Raw genomic sequence first — 21898 nt, 5'->3', positions numbered from 1 at the left:
TTTCCCGGAGCTGTTTGCTTGTATTAAGTTCAACTTAAATCTTTAACAATTGCTGAAGCAGGTACAAGGTTTATTTTTTTCTTCATATAAGGAAGCATTTCTGAAATTACCTCATATGTTATAGGATACGGATGTATTATTGCAACAGCTTCGCCATGCCTGTTGGCTATATTAATAAGTTCATGGATCTGTTTTCTTATAAATTCTTTGTCCTGTTTATGATCTATAAATACATCCCTCTCGGCGAAAGATATTTTAAATAGCTTTGCCGATTCTTTGCCATAAGTTTTTGGTGCTGTTCTGCTGTCAATGAAATAAAGCCCCCTTTGTTTAAGAACCGATACAATCTGATACATCTGAGTATCTGAGGCCGTCATTTTTGAGCCCATATGATTATTTACGCCTTTGATAAAAGGAACATCATCAATATCTTTATTAAGCTGGTTTATAAGCTGGTCGGGATTCATGGTTGTAAGCAGAGCGCCGGGACCTGGAGAAATTGCCGGGAATTCTTTCGGCTCCATTGGAAGGTGGAGCATTATTTCCCTTCCTTTTTTTTGTGCTGCTTTAATTATGCTTTTTTTGTGCGGACTGAAAGGTAATACCGAAAAGGTAAAGATAGCATCAAGTTGCAGGAATTTATTTTCAAGATCAGGATGATATCCAACATCATCTATGATTATTGCCACATTAGGCAAATGGCGGTCAGGAATTGCTTTGCCCTTTGGTTTAATTTTTATATATTGTCTTTCTTCTTTCGGGTAAACTTCAAAAACAGGCGGTTTTGATACGGTTTTTTTCTTTTGTATTTTTATTTTCAAAGGAGCCGTTTGTTTTACGGGAATAGGAATAGGCTTATGTCTTGAAATATAGTAATTATATAAAAAACCAACCCCAACCACTAAAAACAGTAAAACAAATAAACCTGCACAAGCTTTTAAAATATTAAATCTTAAATTTTTTACTTTTTTCGATCCCTTTTTTTTCTTTTTTTCTTTTTTTCTTTTAGCCATAATTTAAAACAATGCACCGTACAGTATTTAGACACTATATTATTATATTTAGATTATTCAATCCGCAGTATTATTCAATCTATCCTTGAATATTTCATAACTTAATAAAATCTCAAGCGCATGCATCACCTGATTATCGGACTGGAGACCTTCTATAGTAAGTGGGCCAAGCCTGTAATCAAAGTCGCGCATTTTTGTTTTCTTTCTGCCGTCTTTTTTATCTTTACCCTTTTTCGTTTCCGGGTCTTTATCTTTTATAATATTCGAATCGGATTCTCCATCATTTTTTTCTTCATCAGGATTTGCATTAAGGTGATTTTTTAAATCCTTTTCTTTCAGCATGCCTCCATCATCATAAGTACTTTCATCACCAATTGTTTTATGCCGTAGTACAACATCCGGCTCAATTCCTTTAGCTTGTATAGATCGGCCACTTGGGGTGTAGTATCTGGCTATTGTCAGCTTGAGAGCATAGCCATCTCTTAAAGGTTCAACACTCTGCACAGATCCTTTTCCGAATGAAGTTGTCCCTAATATCAGCGCCCTTTTATGATCCTGTAATGCCCCGGCAACAATTTCAGCAGCACTTGCACTTCCACCATTAACAAGAACAATTATAGGGTAAGTACGCTTTATCTTATCGGCATGAGCTTTAAAAACTCTTGAATTCTTCTTATGTCTTCCCTCGATTGATAAAATCTTTCCTTTTTCAAGAAAAACATCGGAAATATTTAAAGCCTGTTTTAAAAGACCGCCTCCATTATCACGAAGGTCAAGTATAAGACCTTTTAAGGGAACGGAATCCGACTCAAGTTTATCAAGAGCTTTTATAAAATCCTCTGTAGTATTTCCTGTAAAGTTGGTAATCCATATATAGCCATATCCGGGTTTGATTGATATGGATTTGATGCTTTTTACAGGAATTATATCGCGCACAAGGGTAAAATCGATTGGGTCTGTAGCTCCTTCACGAAATATAGTTACAACAACAGATGTGCCTTTCGGGCCTCTCATTTTGCTTACGGCATCCCTTAAATCTTTGGGAGTAACTCCATCTATCTTGATAATTTTATCCTTTGCTTTTATGCCGGCTTTAAAAGCAGGTGTTCCTTCAATGGGGGAAATAACCGTAACAAGATCATTTAAAAGTGTTATATGAATACCTATGCCGGGAAATTCTCCTTCGGAATCAATCTGTAAATCTTCCAGGGCTTCCGGTGGAAGAAGCGAAGAATGCGGATCAAGGCCTCTGATCATACCTTGAATAGCCTTTTGAACCAGTTCTTTTGTATCAACAGTATCAACATAATCATTTTCTATTATTTCAAGAACATCACTGAAAATTTTCAATCCCTTATAGGTTTCTTCATTATTTGCAGAAAGATTACGGTAAAAACCTGCGCCTATGGTTAAAAAACCGACAGCAATTATAACCATAACCCAAAGCCTGATATGGTTGTTTTTTTTCTGGCCCATATTTTCTCCTTTTATTGCTTCTTAAACCATTTTATAGGATTGATTGGTTTCCCATGATGCCTGATTTCGAAATAAAGTCCGGAACCGGCTAAAGAACCGGTGTCACCGGCTGATGCAATTACTTCATCAGCTTCTACCACATCACCTTTTGATTTAAAACTTTCTTCAAGATGTGCATATACAGTATAAAAACTTTTGCCATGATCGACTATAATCATGTTTCCATATCCTTTAAACCATCCGGAGTATATTATTTTACCAGGAATAACCGATCTTATTGGCTCACCTATTTCAGACTCTATATCAATTCCACTCTTAAAATTGGTGGTATTATATTTGTTATTATGGTAAGTGCCAAAACTTGAGACTATTTTACCCTTGACAGGCAGGTTAAGCAACCCTTTAAATGATGCAGGGTCCTTAAAGGAAGCATTTTGCAATAAATTAGTTCCGTTCTTTTCTGCGCTTAGGGTTTGTATAGCATCATCAAGTTGTTTTGCAGCATTCTCAAGAGCGTTTACTGCTGCTATCTCAAGTGTTTTTTTGCTTCGGATTTCATCAAGAAATTGTGCACGTTTTTGTCTTTCAAAAGAGATCTTTGCAATCTCTTCTTCAAGAGATTTTTCCCCTGATTTATAACCGGCATTTTTTTCATTTAAATTGATTTGCAACTGGCATAATCTGTTTCTGTTTTCAAATAATTTATCAATCTCTTTTTTATCGCTGTCAAGGATTCGTTCAAAATACATTTCACGCTGAATGATTTCATAAATGGAATCCACAGATGCAAGAACATGTATCCTGCCAAGCCGGTTTAGTTTATAAAGAGCAACAAGACGCTTTGAAATATAGCGTTCCGATTCTTTGATTTCATTATCGATATTTTCTATTTCACCTTTGATTTTTTCTATTTGTCTGCTTGCAGCTTCGAGTTCTCTTCTTAAAGAAGATATATTCTTTCTTATATTATCAATTGCAATATCCTGTTCATTCAGGTTGTGTAAAACCAGTGATTCTTCCTTTTTTATACTTTCAATTTCAGCTTTGCTTTGCTCGATTTGATTATCAATAAGTATTGCCTTCTGTTGCAGTTTCCCTATGCCTTGGGATAATTTTGTTTTTGAATCCTTTGAAGAAGGCTTATCTTTTGATCCTGTTTTCTTGGGAACAGAACCGCCGTTTACTCCTGCAAGAAAAACAAGAAAAAATATTGCGGCACAAAGAGCAGAAGTTTTAATAAGCGATACTCTATTAAACAACATACCGTATCCAGACTTTTTTTATAGGAAACATAGACCAAAAGCCAAAAAGAAAAGCTTTTGAATTCTTGAGCTGATCCCTGACCGCGGGTCTCTGATATCCTTGTTCTTCTCTAATTTTTCAGAAAATTTTTTAAAGACACAAAACAACCGAGCCATCCTATAAACATGCTGCAGATCAAAATTGTTGACAACGCACTAAAAGAAAAAAAATTTATATTTATAAGATCTGATGTCATGCCCTTGCCAACATTTGAGATAAAAGACGTAAAAATAATATAAAGCAGAACAAGACCGATAATTCCACCTGCAGCTCCTTGTATAATACATTCAATATAAAGCGGAGTTTTAATAAAGCTATCGGATGCTCCGACAAGACGCATAATTTCTATTTCATCGCGTTTTGCATAAAGAACAAGACGTACCGTGTTTGCAACTATGAACACTGAAGCAATAAAGAAAAGGATTCCAAGGGCATATCCTGACAAAGTGAATATATTGATAATACCTGAAAATCGGGCCAGCCACTTTTGTCCGTACTCAACTTCTTCAACCTGTGGTATCAATTCAAGATGGGCAACAAGGCTTTCAATCTTTTCCCATACTTCCGAAGATTCAATCAAATGTATTTCAAATGCATTTGGAAGCGGATTGCCTTTGAGATTTTCAAGCAACGATGGTTGTCTTTTCATCTGTTGCTTAAGTATGTTAAGAGCTTCTTCTTTTGAAATGAATATAGCATCCTTAACGCCATACATTCCTGAAATCTTCTTTTGTATTTCGTGTATAGCCTCATCGGGAGTTTCCGGAGAAAGATAAACCATTACCTTTACTCCTTTTTTCCATATATTAAATATGCCGGTTGTGTTTTTGAAAAAAAGAATAATAGAACTTGTAATAATTACCGCAAAAGCAAGTGTTATAATTGCAACGATATGCAAGAACCTGCTTTTTACAATATCATTGAATGCATGTTTAAAATAAAGAAGTTTCATATCAGCGCTGATTTGATGGTAACCACAAACGGCCTTGTTTTAAATGTATCATTCTGCCGCCTGTTTTTTTTATAAGTTTGGTGTCGTGAGTCGTGATAATTATCGTTGAGCCTCGGGCATGAAATCCTTTAATAAGTTCTATTACCTGTTCTGCAGAATCAGGGTCAAGGCTTCCTGTCGGCTCATCCGCAAGAATTATCTTCGGATCACCCGCCATTGCTCTGGCTATTGCAACACGTTGTTGCTCTCCTCCCGAAAGACTGAGTGGGAAAGAGTTCTGTCTGTCTTCCATACCCACAGCTCTAAGCATGCTGCCCACTTTTTTTTGTATAAACCTGTTTTGTTTTCCGGCTGCTTCCAGAACAAGAGCAATATTTTCAAATACGGTTTTTGCTGGTATTAATTTAAACTCCTGAAATATTATTCCGAATTTTCTTCGAAGAAGCGGCATTTTGTTTTTTGCTATCCTTGCCAGATTAACACCATCTACGATAATTTGACCTTCGGACATTGGCTCTCCAAGGTAAAGAAGTTTAAGAAGAGTCGTCTTTCCGGCGCCACTGGGACCGGTTATATATATGAATTCGTTTTTTCTCACATCCAGGTTAATATCAAAAAGGGCTGTCTTGTTTCCATATCGCCTGTAAACATGAAACATTCTTATTAAATAATTTTCATTGTTTCCATTGCCCATTCAATAAGCTCCATAGTCATAAACCTGAGACTTGTATTGTTTTTTTTCATGAACTCTTGAATCTTATGCAATTATGGTTTTCATTGACCTGATTAAAATTAATTGCTATACAACAAACGAGTCCGAAGGAATGCTTTATTAGAGTTTTCCTTACTCAAAGCCTCTGCCGAGTCCCCATAAAAGCTTCTTCCGTTTCGGCGGGGGCTTTTTTATACCCTGAAGAACAGATTAAAATCAACATTTTATTGATATTTTAATAAGTATTTACCTAAAGCTTCAGCGCGGATGTTATGCATGGGGCTCTAACTTTTAAACATTTTAGAGGATTTTTATTTATTATGAAAAAAGAGCTTATTGACCTTTTGTGCCGTAAATCATTTCAATACACCAAAGAGCCGGTGTTTAAACTTGCATCAGGAAAGATGAGTAATTTTTATATTAACTGCAAGCCTGTTACTCTTAACCCGCGGGGTATGTTTTTAATCGGCAATCTGGTATTTGATGCAATTAAAGATTCAAATATAGCCGGAGTAGGAGGACTTACTTTTGGAGCAGATCCCATAGCCGTTGCAACAGCTTTTGTTTCAGGATTGAAAGAAAATCCGATTAATGCTTTTTCAATAAGAAAAGCAATAAAAGATCATGGTATTATCCGATGGATAGAGTGTGATCTGAAAAAAGGGAGCAGGGTTGTCATAATAGATGATGTTGCCACCACAGGAGGATCAACAGTTACAGCCATTGAACGGGCACGTTCCGAAGGCATGGAAGTTGTTAAAGCAGTAATTCTTGTTGACCGGCAGGAAGGTGGCTTGGATAGCATAAGAGAGCATATTAATAATGTAACAGCAATAGTAAATAGAGATGAGCTGTTAGCTTACTGGAAAACTTTAACGCAGACAGATAAATAATTTCTTGCTTTTGTGAAAAATTATTATAACAGTAACGAGGATAAAAAGATGTTTTGTTATTATGTAAACAGGAAACAGAGAGAAGATAATGAGAAGAGTATTTTTTACAATAATAGTTATTTATCTGTTATTACTATTTCTGCCTTTAAATGGCTTTGCACGGTCTGACGACCAAACCGGCGGGGAAGATAAGAATAACTCTAACGTTTTGTTCGATATAATTGTTAAAGACAGGTTTGCGGTTCAGACTATTGCCGGAGTTTTATATTCTCCGATATACAAAAGAAGCTCCAGGCCGGAAATAAATTATGCCATGGCAAACCTTCGATTTATCTGGGGTTTGAATCCCGAACTGACTGTGAGAAAATTTAACTTGGAAGGAAATTTAGACTTCATCTTTGAACTGACTCATTCTTTTATATTTGAGGGTCCTGGTGATATAATCAGCGGTGTAACGTGCCTGTTCAGATATAATCTTCCTTATAGCACAGACCGCATATTTCCTTACATCCAGGCAGGAGGCGGGATTGTTTATAACGATGCATACAAAGATCGTTCACAGACTTTAATAGGCAATAATATAGAGTATAATCCTCAGGGAAGTATAGGGTTTCGCTATCTGTTTGAAAAGAACTGGTCGATGGATTTTGAAGCCATGTTTCACCATGTTTCCAACGGAGGAAGTGATGAGCGAAATACGAGCGTGAATTCTATTGGTGCTTTAATAGGCGTAACCCGCTATTTCTAGAGCTTTTTTATTTCAAGCGTTTCCATAAATGTATTTATTGTTGTTTTTATCCGTGGCAAATCAAACTCGCGTATGTCGGCATGATTGCCTTCAAAAGCCATTACAGGGATGTCGTTTTCCGCTAAGAAATATCTTATTTCCATCTGTCCCATTGCCGTTCCTTCACAACCCCGGTTAAGATGAATCAGTGCTCCGTCTGCGTTCCATTTTTTTACCAGATCAAGAATGTTTTTATTTTTACCATTGCCGGAAAATCTAAGTGATCTTAAGACGGTATTGGTTTCAAGCAGCCACTTTGCATACCAGGAGCATGCATCTTCTCTTGTTTTCAATTCCACTCCGGCTTCTTTAGGAGGTTTTGCCGGAACCCGTGTATCTTGCTTGCTGTCATATGCCCATCCTCCTGAAACACCGAATGAAAAATTTGAACCTATGCTCACACCTCCGAATTCCTCCATATAACGGTATATTTCAAGAGAGTGCCAGGGTGGCATACCGTCTAATAATAATCTTAACCGTTCATTGCCGAATGCAGCTATGCCTCTTTCTGCCCTGTCTTTAAGCTCGTCTAATAGCTCCTTAAAAAAATCCACCGATGCTTTTTTATGTCTCATAAGAGTTGCTATAACATAAAGAGAATGCATCATCTTCTCATCCATAACAGCGGGGATATTGCGGTTTAACATACAGCAATGCGCCCACAGGCTTGCTGATTCGCATTCATAATTTAACGCATTAATGAATTTTTCATCATCATATTTTTTTCCGCTTACATCCTCCATCCAGTCAATGATATCCAGCATCTGGTCTTTCAGATATTTATGTTTAAGATTTTTGCTATCTTCGCTTTCATTTTCGCTTTCCCATTCAAAAGGTATAAAGTCTATGGCATTATATGGCACGCCTTCAAGTTCGCTCATTGTCTGATACCACTTTCCCTGGGTATCACATATATGGGTTTGGAGATTAAAAGCAGGTTTCGGATATGTTCCTCCGAATGCATAGCTGTTACAAATTAATGATCCGACACTTAGCCGCATGTAAGCACAAAGATCTCTTGGATATTTTGCTGCTTCGGCAGCCTCAAAATACTTCATATATATGCTTGAATCATTTTTACCCATAAAAGCGCAACCGGCGACATACGGTTCCCCGCCGAAAAACTCCATGTCAAAGCCGGCAGGCAGTGAAATAGCGCTTTCGGTCCCCCCGGCAATTATCATTTTGCCTTCATCTCTTGCTTTTGCTATATTATCGTAAAACCCGTTTCTAAGCTCTTTTGCCTTATTCCAGCACTTTAAAGGTTCTGTTTTATATTTTGCCATTATATTTGCACTCCATATTCTAAAATAAATCTTGGGAACCAAGCATCTCTAAAAAAGCCTCAACCCTTATTCTGAAAGGGCCTGCCGGCATTGTAACATCAGCTTCCAGGTTCAATATTGGAAAACCTGCTTCTTCCAAAGCCTTGGAAACGGCAACCTTATCAAGCTCATGGGGATCACAGAATTTTTGCTGAATCTCTATTACTCCTGCGACGTTCCATTTCCTGGCTAAATCGATAATATGAGCCGGACGTTTTCGTGCAGGAAAATCCTTGGTAGGGCAGGGCGGTTTATTAATATATCGTTTGGCTATATCGGTCAGTGCATCTTCTTTTTGTTCAGTAGTATTCCAGAAATAACGGCTGCCGGTACAGTGATCATCGATGACTATAATTGCATCAAGATTTTCCACCATTTCAATAAATTTCACATCGTCATGTTCACTGCCTACCAGCATTAACCTGATTCCCCGATTTTCCTTTGCTTTACGGCCGGGGAGTTCATCCTTTATAACATTTTCCAATATTTTGTTGAATTCTTCCTTGTCTGACATTTGAGCAGCAACAACCATAAGCATGGATTCAAGCCCTGATATGGGTGGTGTTTCAGACTTTCGCATTTCATATATTTGTCTCATTAAGCGTCGGGTTGTATCAACTACTTTAATGCCATGTCTTAAATCATTTTCGCTTATCTTTTTACCGGTCCAGCTTTCAAGCTTTTCCATAAACAGCTTTAGCTGGCCCTTCATATAAGGCAGGGCATGCGGCGTTTGCGAAGTGTTTGGCGTTGGTATATAAAAGCTTTTTATATTTTTATGCAAAACCCAGCTTTCATATGCCTGATAGATATGTTGGCATGTATGAGTAATGCCTATGGCATCAAGATAGTCGTACCTTCCCAAAAGGCCCTGAGCTAAAACATCACGGGAAAAAGGGCAAAACATTCCCATCATATGCTGTTGACTTATATTTTGGGATTCATGTGCCCCAAGTATTCTGATCGGCAAAACATTGGCCGCATAGATTATCTCTTCGGGCATGGATGTGCAGATATATCCCATTATCTTGCGATCAGGGTGTTTTTCTTTCCATTCTCCGACATACTCGTGCCTGGTGTCATAAATCTTCTTAAACTCTTCTATCATTTAACCCACCTCTAAAATCAAATTGCGGCAATAATACGCTTAATTCCTTCGGCCAGCTTTTTTGTTTCCGTTAAACAGGAGATCATAATATGCACTTTTTTATCACAGTCATAAAAATAACCGGGATGAACCAAAACATTTTTACTTTTTAAAAGGTATAATACAACCTTTTCTTCATCTTTCCAGTTTTTTATTTCAGGAAACAGATAATATCCCCCATCCGGTCGGTTTACACTTATATTAGGGTTTTTAGAAAGCAATTCAACGGCAAGATCAATGCCAATGCGGATATGGCTTTGCATTTGTTTAACAAAAGCAAAGCCATCTGAAAAAATAGATGGGAGCATTGACTGTATCATGTAATTTGCTCCAAGATAAGTATCATTTAACAGATCAATCCTTTTTCCAAAATCTTTTAAAGCAGGTCCGCTTAATGCAATCCATCCGAGCTTCAAATCGGGAAGTCCGAACATCTTTGAAATTCCGTTAAGATGAAAAACCGTAAGATCGGGATGCAGTGATCCGAATGGTGGAATATTTGCAGTCATACATGAAAATTCGGCGAAAACCTCGTCACATATTACCGGAAGCCCAAGTTTATTAAGTACAGCAACTGATTCTTTTATAACCGATCCCGTAGGATTATGCGGTGAAACAATTATGATTGCACGTGTCCGGCTGTCATATTCCGAAAGTATGCTGTTTTCATTGATTTGCCAGTTGTTCTTTTCATCCAGCCCATAAGGACGCAGTTCTATATGATGAATGGCTGCCAGATGCTCAAAAAGAGGATAAGTTATTTTCGGTGCAAGTATATTGTCTCCAGGGTCGGCAAGAAGAGAGAACAAAGTACTGTATGATTCACTTGTGCTTGCTGTAATAGTAATATTATCAGTTGTAATTTTAATAGAAGGCATGCGGTTTTTGTAATAATCTGAAACAGCTTGGCGTGCTAAATACAGACCTTTCGGATCAGGATCATATCTTCGTTTTGAAAGATATGATATTGCGGCATTTTTTAAAACTTCAAAAGGAAAGATCAGCCCTTCGTGAGTCGGGTTGCTACCGGTAAGATTTATAAAACCTTTTTTCTTTTCGGCCTTCCTGTATTCCTGTTCGATTGCATTTTCAACAAAATCATAATCAGAAAAAAAACCTGACATTTTAACCCTTGGTCTTATTTTTTGCGTCTTTTGGGTGAAAATAACGCTCTTTATTTATATAGTTATTATTTTTCAATGAGACAATAACCTGTCTTATCAATTATCTTTTCGCCACGTTTCACCGATAAGCTCACGCCTGATAAAGAAAGATCCATCTTCCTCGAAAGCTCTGACATGCTTATCCCAAGTTCACGCACAGCAAAATAACAAAATATGCTGCGTGCAATAACCCGGCTTTGCTCCTTTCCCGGAAGTAATATCTGCGACTTATCAATACCGGTAAGTTCCGATACTCTGGCTGCAACAGTATCAAGATCAAATCCCTTAGACCTTAAATGATATTTCCTTTTCATCTGCTCATTTGATTCAGCAAGTACTGTCTCAACAAATTCTCCATTGCCAAGTATGCGTTCATCCGATTTCTCAAATAACTTTGCCTTGCGCATGGCTTTTACTGCTTCCCAGCCTCCGCTGCTTCTTATCAATCCTCCCCCGATTAAATCGGGACGCTTGCCTTCCGAAATACCTTTTTCAACAAATGCCTTATAACGCCTGCGGGCTGTTCCTGGTTTGCTTCCGAATAGTTCTAAAACATCAATTATATCCTGCCATGGTCTTTTAATCTTACCCATGATATTGCTATGCCCGGAATAAGGATAATGATCCAAAGCCTCCATATTTTTAACAAGCTTTACTCTGATTGGATTTAGATGAATGTAACGGACCAACTCAAGAAGATAAGCATCTTCCTGGCATAAAATGGATTTATAGCGGTTCTGAAAGAGATGTCCGGATCGATTATATCGCCGGTTAAATGAAACTGCATATCCGGTAAGCAACCGCCTCATCAAAGTTGACACCGGAACGCTGCCGGTTTTTACCAGTAAATGGAAATGATTTGATAATAAAGCCCATGCAAAACAACTGCTTTTTGTTTCGGTTATGAGCTTTCCAAACCGGTTCAGAAAATCATCACGATCGGAATCGGTACTGAATATTTTGGTCCGCTCGATTCCCCGTACAATGATATGATGAAGGGCTCCCGGTGCATCTACTCTTGCTTTTCTTGGCATATCATCTATTTAATATAAAATATTTAGGTTGTCAACTATAAATGTAAAGGGCGTCCCCAAACTCACCCAGATAGTATGATAAATAATATGATATCTGGAAAGTTAAAAAATATATTATTGCAAAATTCTTGTCAATAGATTATATGTAGCTCAAATTTAAATCAAAATAAACCTTGGTCATTTTGTAATTGAACTTAAACATTATAGGTTTTTTTCTAAAACTTTGTGTTGATCATACGAAATTACAAGATCACCGGGTCTGGTGAATAACTTGTTATGTGAAATAAAAATATGGAAAAAAAAGCAAGAATAAAACAAGAACGTAAAAATGCCTTGGAGCAGGATTTTACAAAAAATAAAAAAATAAAATCTAATACTCCAATTGTATTTATACCAACGCTTATCTTGTTTACATCTATAGCTTTGATTCACGTCTATGCAGATATTCCGAAGAATCAATATCGCGCATTATTCTTTATTATGTTTGGTTATTTATTTATCGGAACACCCATTGCTCAAATTCGTAGTGGATATCTGTGGAAAAATTTGGCAGATGGCAATCGCGGCAAACACAAGAGCGAAGCTCCATTAAACTTTGCTATATCGAATATAATTTATACAATTATTGGTTTATGCTTTTGGTTTTATAGTGCTACATGTTTATTTTCAAAAAATATAAAATAAAAAACCACATAACAAAGATATTTGTCAGGATGTTTCAGGAAGTAAAACAGGAACTGTAGTGACTAATTTTCTCTAATACTTAGCTATCACAGTGAAGCACACAGCTTCTTCGGTTGGTACGCTCAATGTGCCCATAACCGACAGCTCCGTCAGGCGCGGTGACTTTGACCTGGCATTCAGTAAAGAACATTGGATCGCCTGGAGCATCCCAATAAAACCCATTGATATTGTCGTTTTCGTTAGTAATAGTCATAGGGAAGGTGTGCATGACTTCGACACGGAAGGTTTTCGGTTTGTCACCCTCGGCTTGAAGTATCCAATCATACTGATCATGCATACTAAAGACATCGTTTAATTTAGGCATAGTTGACTGAATGATTTTGAGCGGTTTGCCTTTTATGGGTGAGAACACACCAAAGTGGGCATGGGCCTTGGTAGGCGTCGCATAGACTGTGACCGCATGAATCGTATAGTCCGGCATCACAATATGAGCAAAGTTATGCGAGTGGGATTTGGTCCAGTCGCGTATGCCTGAGGAGTGATCATAGTATGTGACGCCATCTAAAAGATAGCTTTCGTTTCCAACCTGTAATGTGCCCTTGCCTTGTCCCGGTTGCTCAAGATGCGTACCGGACTCCCCCTCCTTGAAAGCAGGCATACCAGCGTACATATCCCACCAAGGTCGACTATCGTCGGCGGTAATGTTGAATCTCGCCGGAATAGAAGGTGCGATACAGCCACGCGGTGCTTTAGATAGAGCCACAGTTGTTGTCAATTCGACGATGCCGTCATAATGAGCAGACCATCCTTTGTTCCTTACTCGAAGATCAAGGCTGGAGGTTTTAACGCCGTCTTCGACCAAGTTACGCACCCAGGAACGCTCTACTGCAATACGATCATCAGGCATGTAGATAATTGTTTGGGCCCACCACCAATCCAGATTACCGCGCAGGCGACCGGCATGCAAATAGAGTCCAACACCTTGCTTGGGATTGTAGCATCCACCCCAGCGGGTTTCGTTCCACATCGGTACTTCATGCTTAGCTTTAAAATTGATGTCCATATTCACCTCTCATTATGTTTTAAGAGTTTCCATCACGCTACCCGACGGCCACATCAGTCGATTGACGACAAAACGCCCGGTTTGATTTGATAAGACATTGCTTTTAGTGGCAATAATTATAAATAGAAAACGATAGTATGTCAAAGGAAGATTGTCAGTATTAAACGTGTCGCCTGCAACAAATTATTGAGACTTGATCATGGTCAGAATCATTTTAAATTTGCTGATTGCCTTTAATGCATGGGGTTTATTTCCAGGCATAATAATCATTTCACCTTCTGATAACCGATACGGTTCTCCTGAAATCTTAATTTCGACTTCTCCCTCAACTACCTGAACCATGGCATCAAATGGAGCGCTATGCTCACTTAAGCCCTGATCTTTGTCAAAGGCAAAAATTGTTACGGTACCGGCTTTTTTCTCAATGAGTGTTTTGCTTACAACCGCATTTGCCTGATAATCTATCATTTCATTAATTTTTGATTTCATTTCTAATTCCTTTCCATGTTTTTACCCCATTCTTTACTTTAAAGCAGTTATTTATGGAGTTTCTTGTTTATTTATACTTAAACACCCAGAGAGGAAAAAGTCTTTGACTTAGGTCAAGAATATCTTCCCTTGGATTGAAATTCTAATTCACGTTAGAGCCAGTTTCAAAACGTTTCGGTTTGGTCAAGATCAAGGCGGGCGAAAAGTTTAACCGCAGGAATACATTGAGTATTTTGAGGTTAAAAATTTGAGCCCAACGCTGAGATCGGTCAAAATGGGGCGTTTTGCAATTGGTTCGTTATTTATCTTACGAATATATTGTATTAAACGGGTCAGTATAACTCATAGCCATGTCGATTTAGCTATGGGTTGTTTTGATATAATATTATGCCGTTCTATCGTATCATTATTATCATAAAATTCATTTTCTCATTTCTTAAGTCTATGTCAAACTTAATTTCCATCGGGGCTTGAAGCAAGGGTGGTAGAGTTTATGGGGGATAGTGGAAGATGACGGAGAACTATAGAATGCCTGATAGCAGAGTCTCAGTTATAAAGAATTATGCTGAAACATTTAAAATTACCTGGTTAGTTGTACAGTATCCTTGCCATCATTCTTTATTGATTTGCCAAGTCCCATTTTGTTTTTTCTTTACATTATAGAAATCAATCTCATCCTTTAACTCAACACGGTATCTGTGCGAAGTATCGGACTCTACAAATATAGTAATATCTGCACTTTCTAATCTCATGTTTGTATCTTGAGATAACTTAGCTTTCAGGATTATGTACGTTGCATTTGAATAATCTTGTACTTGGGAAAAGGTCTGGTATTTCTGACCGGTTATCTTTTCATATATATTTAGAACCATCAACTTTCCGTCACCAGATATTATAGCTACCCCAAGGACCAACAATGCAATTGTGGTTAAAACCAAAAACTTTGCATTCTTTATAAAGCCTGTCAAAGATTGTGGCTTTGCATAATGTATCCTTATTCGTTGGCCATCTTATTTTCCAGCTTCGACCAGAGTTCCATTGATGAATTTGTGGATAATGCTTGATACATAAGTCTGGTAGGGCAGTCCTTCCTTGACAGCCTTTCTTTGCAGCTCTATGAGGTCTCTTTCAGAAATCCTTATATTCAGCCTCTTGTCTTTTCTTAAAGTATTGCGAGCATACTCAGCCAACTCTTTTTTCCTTTTTGAAAGGTCAGCTACAGGAACCCATTCGCCTTTATCGAAGCTATCCAATATTTCTTTCTCTTCTTTTGTCAGTTTAGCCTTCATGTTTTTCTCCAAGATATCTCTGCATGGCCTTTCTGCTTGGAATAATCGTTTTTAAAAATAGCTCTTCCTCATTCTCAACATAAGGTACGAGATATGCATAATTAGCCACACAAATAACCATGATTCGTTGTCCGGGGTATGTCTTCTGGTTGGGATGTAAATAGTCGTCTAATATTTCACCCCTTTCAATAAAGAAAACCACATCCTCGAAACAGATTCCTCGTAACGTTTTGAGTGTCACACTCTTTTCGGTGTTCCAGTTTATGCTTTTCATTTATTAATAAAGTTATCACAATGTGTGCAGTTTGGCAACAGGTTATCACACAGATAATCGCACCTCTCAGCGGTATTTCTTATGGATCGGTATTTATAGAAGAATCTGATAATTTAAGCCACGTTTTGAATTCGCTTTCCGAAAGCCCACTTTTCCAATGACCGGAAATTTCAGAACAATATACTATAACTGTAAAAATTAATATAACACAAAAACCAACATGTGATGTTTTTAAAGAATTTTTAAAAAATACGGTTTTAAGTTCCAATGTTTCTTCAGAAGGACATGTATTCACGCAATCAAGGCAGCAATTGCATTCGGGACTGAATATCTGCTTTTTTTTATTTACCGGAAGGTGAAAAGGACATACCTGCGTGCATTTCTCGCAATTTATGCAAGTGTCAGGATTCCGATGAATACGTGTTGGGCTGAACATGCCGAAAATTCCAAGCAATGCTCCGTATGGGCATGCATATCGGCACCAAAAATTTCTGTATAAAAAGGATAATAAAATTAACGACAATAGAACAGCGGATGTAAAATATGAAATTTCAGTGAAAAAATGAAGCATTTTAACGTCGGCTATTTTATAGTAAGGGCTTTGTAAAAAAGCGGCAATATCTGACGAACTCATTTTGAAAACTATGTAAATAAAAAAGCCCAGAAGGAGATATTTGGAAAGGCGCAGTGGAATATCTATTCCAAGCGGAATTTTAAAATTTTTTTTCAGTACGTATTCGCCCGTTTTCCATATCCATTCTGAAAATGTCCCAACCGGACAAAACCAGCCGCAAAAGGATTTTCTTAACAAAAACGATATAAATACTGCAAATCCGAGAAAAACCATTGCAGCGGGATGGATAATATCCCAATGGCCTGTATTGATAAAGTACTTCCAACCCATTAAGGCGCCGATAGGCAAAAATCCTTCAACCCCGGATGGTCTTGGCACGGTAATAGGGCTGTCTCCAAGAGCCTGTGAAACAAAAATGTAAAATTGAAACCCGACGGCAACAGTAATAATAAAAATGATCAGTTGAACCAGATTACGACTTCCGGCTAATAACTTTCCTTTAATCAAAGTTAACACCTCAACCTGCAATTCCCTCTTAATAAATGGGAACTATTTAAATTCCTACTACTGCATCCTATCGGACATAAAGGTATCGCTGCTGTATCTAAAACCACCCCACTGGACGTGTCCGGCTACCCGTGCTTCAGGATTTAGTTTGATATCTTCAAGCACTTTGTCGCGGAAAACCTGATACCCTGTACGATCAACAATATATCCGATGTGTTCTTTGGGAAGAGTTTTGTCAATGTGTTCATCAATAAACTTGTATGTATTTTTTATCACTTTTATTACAACTTCTTCATCAGCCCACTGGATGAACTGTTCAGCAATGCGGGGGTTCTTCTTTCCTGTGCGGCCCATAATAAGGATATCATAATATTTAGTAGGATTACGTGTCCAGGCGGCTGTTGGGCATTTGAGTATACACTCGCCGCAGCCGATACAACGCCTTGTATCACGTTTCACCTTTCCTTTATGAAGACTAAGCGCTCCTGTAACATTGCTTTTGCAGTTTTTGACACATGCTTCACATCCTATGCAGCGCTGATAATCATATTGTGGTTCAACCATACCCACAATTCCGAAATCATTCATACGCGATTTAATACAGTCATTAGGGCATCCAGTGAGGGCGACTTTTACATGGTAGTTGTTCGGATAGATTTCTTTTTCTATCCTTTGTGCCAGAGCAGTAGTATTATAGTTGGCAAAAGGACACACACGGTTTCCTATACATGCGGCAATATTACGGGTTCCTGCAGACGGATAACCTTTGGAAGCATCTTTGATTGTAACGCCGATATCAATTTCAAGATCCTGTAATAAAGGTTTAATCAGAGTATTAACATTAGAAATACTATTATAATCGATACCTGAAATCTCAAAGCCCTGTCTTGTAGTAAGGTGTACTATTTTGTCTCCATAAACTTCGGCAATTTCTTTAAGCAGGTCGAAATGCTTTGCCTTCAGATATCCTCCGGGAACGCGAATCCGCAATGCTGTTTTTCCTCTTTCCTTGGTAATCCGGTAAGCATTTTTTATAACTGTCTTTGTGTTTATATCAAGAGTCATTATATTCCTCCTGTTAATCTATCATTTTAAAAGCATCTTTATAGCGAAATACCGGGCCATCCAGGCAGATGTAATATTCTCCGATCTTGCAGTGGCCGCATTTGCCAAGTCCGCAGGACATTCGCCGTTCCATGGAAACAATGATTCTTTCCTCGTTGACTCCTCTTTTGATGAATTCTGCGGCAGTATATTTGATCATGACAGGCGGGCCGATTATGATAATATCCATCTTGTTATATTCGGAAAGCTTTATATTTTTCACATATCCTGTGATAAGACCCACACATTCGCCTTCCCAGATACCGCAACCATCATCAACAGTAAGAATTGTTTCAAACTTGTTCTTCCAGCGTTCGATATCTTTTTTAAACATTATGGTATCAGGAGTTTTGAAACCAAACAGCAGGTCAAGTTTTTCAATTTCGTGCGCATTGTGATAGTAATATTCTACTATAGGACGGACAGGAGCTATGCCTGATCCACCTGTAGCAATAACAAGATGTTGTCCTTTCAACTCGTCTAGAGAAAAACCGTTTCCATAGGGACCACGTAAAAAGAATATTGATTCATGATTCATAGAATGAACGGCCTGGCTTACCTTGCCCACATTACGGATCGTCATATCGATCCAGCCATCTCCGATTCCGCTGATGGATATAGGCATTTCGCCGATTCTTGGAATAGATACCATGTAGAACTGCCCCATTACGGGAGGAGTATCCATTTCAATCCGAAATGTCGACTCAAGATCGGTTTCCCGGTTTATTTCAAGTATTCTGTGCGGTTTGGGCGTCAGAGGATTTTTGGTCATAGATTTTCCTCCTGAATTACATTACTGAGTTTGTTTATACAGTTTGAATAAGAAATATATTCCGGGCAATTGTCATCACATCGACCACATCCCACACACATAAGTTCTCCAAAGCGTTTCTTGTAGTCATAAACTTTATGTAAAACCTTAAACCGCATACGGGAACCATTATCTTTCCTGAAAGATATGCCTCCTGCCATATCAGTAAAGCCGTCTATATGACACGATGCCCAGGTACGCCTTCTTTCTCCGGCAAGAGCGTTATCATCATAGAAGATATCATTTGTTGTGTGGCAGCTGCATGTTATGCAGGTTGTGTTGCAGCGTCCGCAGGCTATGCAGCGGCTTTTATATTCGCCCCACATATCATGATCATAAATACCGGAGGGCATATCATCTGCTTCAGGAACATTTACTTTGATTTTGTTTTCGAGAATAAATTCAGGACTGAATTCAACCTGAGGTATATCAGAAGTGATGTAACTGAGAAACTCGTCGTTTTTAACTTCAAGCAAAACTTTATCATCAGTTAAACATACAGCTATATCGTAGTCGGAAGTAATATTGGATTTCATGGATACGCAGAAACAGGTATCAAAGCTTTCCGTACATTCAATCATAGCGAATCTGACACGCTTTCGCAAATTAGCATAATAAGAATCAGGCTCGGGGCCGTTTTTAAGATAAATCGTATCCAGACGGCGGATGCCATTGATATCACAGGGGCGAAGAAAAACAAGAAACTGCTTTTCTTCAGGTTGCGGTTCCCGAAACTCATTTTCTGTAAAATAAAAAAGCGTCTGCGTGATCGGAATGACCGCTTCCTTCGGGGAAAAAGTTGATTTCTCATTCCAGACAATATCATCAGGCTTTTTGACTTCATCATATCGAATAAGGTCAGTATCAGAGAATCGACCGCGCTTAACAAATCGTTTCGGAGCAAGAATCGTGTAATCCTTATTTAGTCTGTCAAACAGATCATTGAAGGTGGCATTTGTAAATTTCCATCCCATGTTTTATCCCTTTCTTTACTAACAAGCAGTTGTTTATTGAGTTTCTTGTTTATGTAATACTTAAACATCCAGAGAGGAAAAAGTCTTTGACTTAAGTCAAGTACATTATCAATATCTTCATAGGTTATACTATCGGGCTAATTGTCAGAGAAACTATTTTAATTGTGCTTTGATATAGAGGGTGGTCATTGCCGCACCTGCTGCTTGCAGCGGGGAGTTTCAATAACTGTATTCAGTAAAAAAGTCCTGGATGATTGTTATGATTACGAAAAAATAATTGAAATTACTGGTAATCTGGGCTATCTTCAAGTACTTTTATTAGCAGGTCGGGTAATGTTGGCAAATCCACATGTATCGTATCCCATATAATCGCGTCGTCAGCTTGGAAATACTCGTGAACCACAATATTGCGCATACCGCGCATGTCGTACCAAGGAACATTAGGGTACTCCAAACAAATATCTTCCGGAATGTGAACAGCGGCTTCTCCAATGATAATCAGGTTTCGGACTACCGCATCTACAGTTCTCCGATCCTCAGTGAAACTCTTGAATTCTATCCCTTGTGTGTAGTTCTGAATTGCACTGATGGCATCCAATATGTCTTGAATCCTGAACTTCCAGTCTCTATGCGGCACGAACAGCCTCCTTGAGTATTCTGTCTTTCAGTGCTTTGTGCAAGGAGTTAGCGGTCGTCAGATCCACGGGCCTGTCAAGAATTTCAGATAATATCCTCTGTAACCTAGCCAGGCCGAACAAGCCAACATGAGCCTCGGGTTGGAATTCCACGAGAATGTCCACATCACTATCAGGCTTATTTTCTTCGCGAACAACGGAACCGAAAAGATAAAGCGCTTTTACATGATGTTTATTAAGTAATGCACGGTTTTCCTGCAGAAGCACTACTGGTTCCTTTGCTTTCATTGATTTTCTCCTTTATGAATTATTTATGCCGGATGTGCTTTATATGTATCAATCCAGACCAAGTTAAATTATATGAAAATTCCATTAGTTGTCAACCGGTTTATTGTTGTTCAGTAAGCCATTTTCAATTGAGATTTATTTCCGGGGGTGGTCATTGCCGCGCATAAAGGTGATGGCTGCCGCCATCAAGGCCACTCCACATACAAATAACAGACCCATGTCAAATAAACTCAACCAGATGGCAAACAGAGCTATCGGCACATTGATGAAGAAAACAAAATGCCAGCCAAGATGGTCGGTCAGCCAGCCTCCGAGAAATGGCCCTGTGGTAAGGCCGAGATACGTCATTGTTTCCTGCAGATGCAGACATAAATGTTCCAACGCCAACAGCCAATAATACCAGCCACTTTGTTTCGATATGAAGAAATTTTCCGGCCGGGGCGTCTGCTTCTGTTTTGTCCATATATAAGTTTCCGGTTATTGTTTTTGTGATTGTAAAATCATTTTCGCACTTCATAAGCCTATGTCAATCTTAATTTCCGCCGGTGATTTAAACAAGGGTGGTAGGGTTTATGCTATCGGGAATAGCGGAAGTTGCCGGAGAATTTGAGAATGCCTGAAAGTTAAGCTTCAGTTACAAAGAACTATGCTAAGTGGCTTGTTTAATTTGGGGTAGGGCAGGGCAAGTGTATGCTGACGCGGTGGAGACAATAAGAATCCGAAAGTTTCATTGTACAGGGTCTGGAAATTATCTTACCATTTGCTTATTGTATTTTTGTTCACCGCTTTGGATGAAGTAGAGTACCGGAAAGATCTTGCTGTTATTTAAAGCACGGCTTACAGGCCACGAAGTACAAACGGGCTTTTGTATAACTGCATGGTATATGTTTTTTCCTTTCATCGCTGAGTTCACCTACAACTGTTCGGTGATGGGTAATTGCCAGAAATGAGGATTGCAGATTGAAAGAAAGGCCAAAGTTTATTTGTCTTGGTTGCTATGCTCCGCAGGAACGTTTGCTTATGGTTCACATCCCCGCATTATCCGGCGTTTAATTTGCGAGTTAGTTATATGCTTCCGTCAAGTACTTCTTCATGTTATAGGCTTTCTCAGCGTCAGCTTTGGTTTTCCTTCCTTGCAATTCACAAACGCAGACTTCTTGTATAGTCCTGTTATAAGGCTTCCCCTTTTGGAATCACTTTGTGCTTTAAGGAGTTTATAAGAATATGATCGGCAACCCCCCCAGATTTTTATCTGATATTTAGTAAAACTAAAAGCGCATGAATTGCATTGATTATATTAATACGGTATTACATAAAACTGCAATCCGTATTAATCTCCAAAATAAATTGATGGATATTAAGTGCTATTTAAAGCGCTTGAGGTTGTATCTGTATGATATTT

Annotated in this window: 24 protein-coding genes; 3 read left to right on the top strand and 21 right to left on the bottom strand. The window is 38.4% G+C overall.

Annotation, left to right across the window (positions count from 1 at the left end):
• Positions 1 to 29 precede the first annotated feature (29 nt).
• The 5 genes from KKC46_12945 to ftsE form a co-directional block, all read right to left on the bottom strand.
• On the bottom strand, positions 30 to 1013 hold the full coding sequence (locus KKC46_12945) for a divergent polysaccharide deacetylase family protein (GenBank protein ID MBU1054713.1): 984 nt from the start codon (positions 1011 to 1013) through the stop codon (positions 30 to 32).
• A gap of 57 nt (positions 1014 to 1070) precedes the next feature.
• A complete protein-coding gene (locus tag KKC46_12940; protein MBU1054712.1) occupies positions 1071 to 2489 on the bottom strand; it encodes a S41 family peptidase in 1419 nt (472 codons plus the stop codon).
• A gap of 11 nt (positions 2490 to 2500) precedes the next feature.
• The gene (locus tag KKC46_12935; GenBank protein ID MBU1054711.1) at positions 2501 to 3751 is read right to left on the bottom strand and encodes a peptidoglycan DD-metalloendopeptidase family protein; all 1251 of its coding nucleotides are present in this window, start codon (positions 3749 to 3751) and stop codon (positions 2501 to 2503) included.
• A gap of 110 nt (positions 3752 to 3861) precedes the next feature.
• Positions 3862 to 4743 (bottom strand): ABC transporter permease, encoded by an 882-nt coding sequence (locus KKC46_12930; GenBank protein MBU1054710.1) that lies wholly within the window; start codon positions 4741 to 4743, stop codon positions 3862 to 3864.
• 1 nt (position 4744) lies between these two features.
• Entirely contained in the window at positions 4745 to 5437 is a 693-nt protein-coding gene (gene ftsE, locus KKC46_12925; protein MBU1054709.1) for a cell division ATP-binding protein FtsE, read from the bottom strand.
• A 338-nt stretch (positions 5438 to 5775) separates the two neighbouring features.
• Between ftsE and pyrE the strand changes: the two genes are divergently transcribed.
• Together pyrE and KKC46_12915 are read left to right on the top strand one after the other, a co-directional pair.
• Positions 5776 to 6348, top strand: a complete 573-nt coding sequence (gene pyrE / locus KKC46_12920) for an orotate phosphoribosyltransferase (protein MBU1054708.1) — start codon at positions 5776 to 5778, stop codon at positions 6346 to 6348.
• Between the two features lie 88 nt (positions 6349 to 6436).
• On the top strand, positions 6437 to 7096 hold the full coding sequence (locus tag KKC46_12915) for an acyloxyacyl hydrolase (GenBank protein MBU1054707.1): 660 nt from the start codon (positions 6437 to 6439) through the stop codon (positions 7094 to 7096).
• Here KKC46_12915 and KKC46_12910 read toward each other — a convergent pair.
• From KKC46_12910 to KKC46_12895, 4 genes are all read right to left on the bottom strand, one after another.
• A complete protein-coding gene (locus KKC46_12910) occupies positions 7093 to 8421 on the bottom strand; it encodes a 2-hydroxyacyl-CoA dehydratase (GenBank protein ID MBU1054706.1) in 1329 nt (442 codons plus the stop codon). The genes KKC46_12915 and KKC46_12910 overlap by 4 nt on opposite strands.
• Positions 8422 to 8440: 19 nt before the next feature.
• A complete protein-coding gene (locus tag KKC46_12905; GenBank protein ID MBU1054705.1) occupies positions 8441 to 9565 on the bottom strand; it encodes a 2-hydroxyacyl-CoA dehydratase in 1125 nt (374 codons plus the stop codon).
• Positions 9566 to 9585: 20 nt separating this feature from the next.
• Positions 9586 to 10731, bottom strand: coding sequence for a pyridoxal phosphate-dependent aminotransferase (locus KKC46_12900; protein MBU1054704.1), 1146 nt, complete (start codon positions 10729 to 10731; stop codon positions 9586 to 9588).
• Between the two features lie 65 nt (positions 10732 to 10796).
• Positions 10797 to 11804 (bottom strand): transposase, encoded by a 1008-nt coding sequence (locus tag KKC46_12895; protein MBU1054703.1) that lies wholly within the window; start codon positions 11802 to 11804, stop codon positions 10797 to 10799.
• 291 nt (positions 11805 to 12095) lie between these two features.
• Here KKC46_12895 and KKC46_12890 point away from each other — a divergent pair, with 291 nt between their 5' ends.
• Positions 12096 to 12488: a hypothetical protein gene (locus tag KKC46_12890; GenBank protein ID MBU1054702.1), complete on the top strand. Its 393-nt coding sequence runs from the start codon at positions 12096 to 12098 to the stop codon at positions 12486 to 12488.
• A 79-nt stretch (positions 12489 to 12567) separates the two neighbouring features.
• Here the strand turns inward: KKC46_12890 and KKC46_12885 are convergent, their stop codons facing one another.
• The 12 genes from KKC46_12885 to KKC46_12830 form a co-directional block, all read right to left on the bottom strand.
• On the bottom strand, positions 12568 to 13551 hold the full coding sequence (locus KKC46_12885; protein MBU1054701.1) for a hypothetical protein: 984 nt from the start codon (positions 13549 to 13551) through the stop codon (positions 12568 to 12570).
• 183 nt (positions 13552 to 13734) lie between these two features.
• A complete protein-coding gene (locus KKC46_12880; protein ID MBU1054700.1) occupies positions 13735 to 14040 on the bottom strand; it encodes a cupin domain-containing protein in 306 nt (101 codons plus the stop codon).
• A 611-nt stretch (positions 14041 to 14651) separates the two neighbouring features.
• Entirely contained in the window at positions 14652 to 15008 is a 357-nt protein-coding gene (locus tag KKC46_12875; GenBank protein MBU1054699.1) for a hypothetical protein, read from the bottom strand.
• 42 nt (positions 15009 to 15050) lie between these two features.
• Entirely contained in the window at positions 15051 to 15329 is a 279-nt protein-coding gene (locus tag KKC46_12870) for an antitoxin (protein MBU1054698.1), read from the bottom strand.
• Positions 15319 to 15603 carry a toxin gene (locus KKC46_12865; protein ID MBU1054697.1) on the bottom strand — a complete coding sequence of 95 codons (285 nt, stop codon included), beginning with the start codon at positions 15601 to 15603 and terminating at the stop codon, positions 15319 to 15321. Before KKC46_12865 ends, KKC46_12870 begins: the two co-directional genes overlap by 11 nt.
• A gap of 79 nt (positions 15604 to 15682) precedes the next feature.
• The gene (locus KKC46_12860) at positions 15683 to 16684 is read right to left on the bottom strand and encodes a 4Fe-4S binding protein (GenBank protein MBU1054696.1); all 1002 of its coding nucleotides are present in this window, start codon (positions 16682 to 16684) and stop codon (positions 15683 to 15685) included.
• Positions 16685 to 16741: 57 nt separating this feature from the next.
• A complete protein-coding gene (asrC, locus tag KKC46_12855; protein MBU1054695.1) occupies positions 16742 to 17749 on the bottom strand; it encodes a sulfite reductase subunit C in 1008 nt (335 codons plus the stop codon).
• Between the two features lie 13 nt (positions 17750 to 17762).
• The gene (gene asrB / locus KKC46_12850; GenBank protein ID MBU1054694.1) at positions 17763 to 18560 is read right to left on the bottom strand and encodes an anaerobic sulfite reductase subunit AsrB; all 798 of its coding nucleotides are present in this window, start codon (positions 18558 to 18560) and stop codon (positions 17763 to 17765) included.
• Positions 18557 to 19573 carry an anaerobic sulfite reductase subunit AsrA gene (gene asrA, locus KKC46_12845; protein MBU1054693.1) on the bottom strand — a complete coding sequence of 339 codons (1017 nt, stop codon included), beginning with the start codon at positions 19571 to 19573 and terminating at the stop codon, positions 18557 to 18559. Before asrA ends, asrB begins: the two co-directional genes overlap by 4 nt.
• A gap of 283 nt (positions 19574 to 19856) precedes the next feature.
• Positions 19857 to 20210 carry a DUF86 domain-containing protein gene (locus KKC46_12840; protein MBU1054692.1) on the bottom strand — a complete coding sequence of 118 codons (354 nt, stop codon included), beginning with the start codon at positions 20208 to 20210 and terminating at the stop codon, positions 19857 to 19859.
• Positions 20200 to 20496, bottom strand: a complete 297-nt coding sequence (locus KKC46_12835) for a nucleotidyltransferase family protein (protein MBU1054691.1) — start codon at positions 20494 to 20496, stop codon at positions 20200 to 20202. The genes KKC46_12840 and KKC46_12835 overlap by 11 nt, the downstream gene beginning before the upstream one ends.
• Before the next feature lie 135 nt (positions 20497 to 20631).
• On the bottom strand, positions 20632 to 20844 hold the full coding sequence (locus tag KKC46_12830) for a hypothetical protein (protein MBU1054690.1): 213 nt from the start codon (positions 20842 to 20844) through the stop codon (positions 20632 to 20634).
• Positions 20845 to 21898 lie beyond the last annotated feature (1054 nt).

The organism is Pseudomonadota bacterium (assembly GCA_018817425.1).
In the GTDB taxonomy this organism is placed as follows: Bacteria; Desulfobacterota; Desulfobacteria; order Desulfobacterales; family RPRI01; genus RPRI01.
Note: the sequence above shows the minus strand (reverse complement) of the source record. Positions and strands in the feature narration are given on the sequence as shown.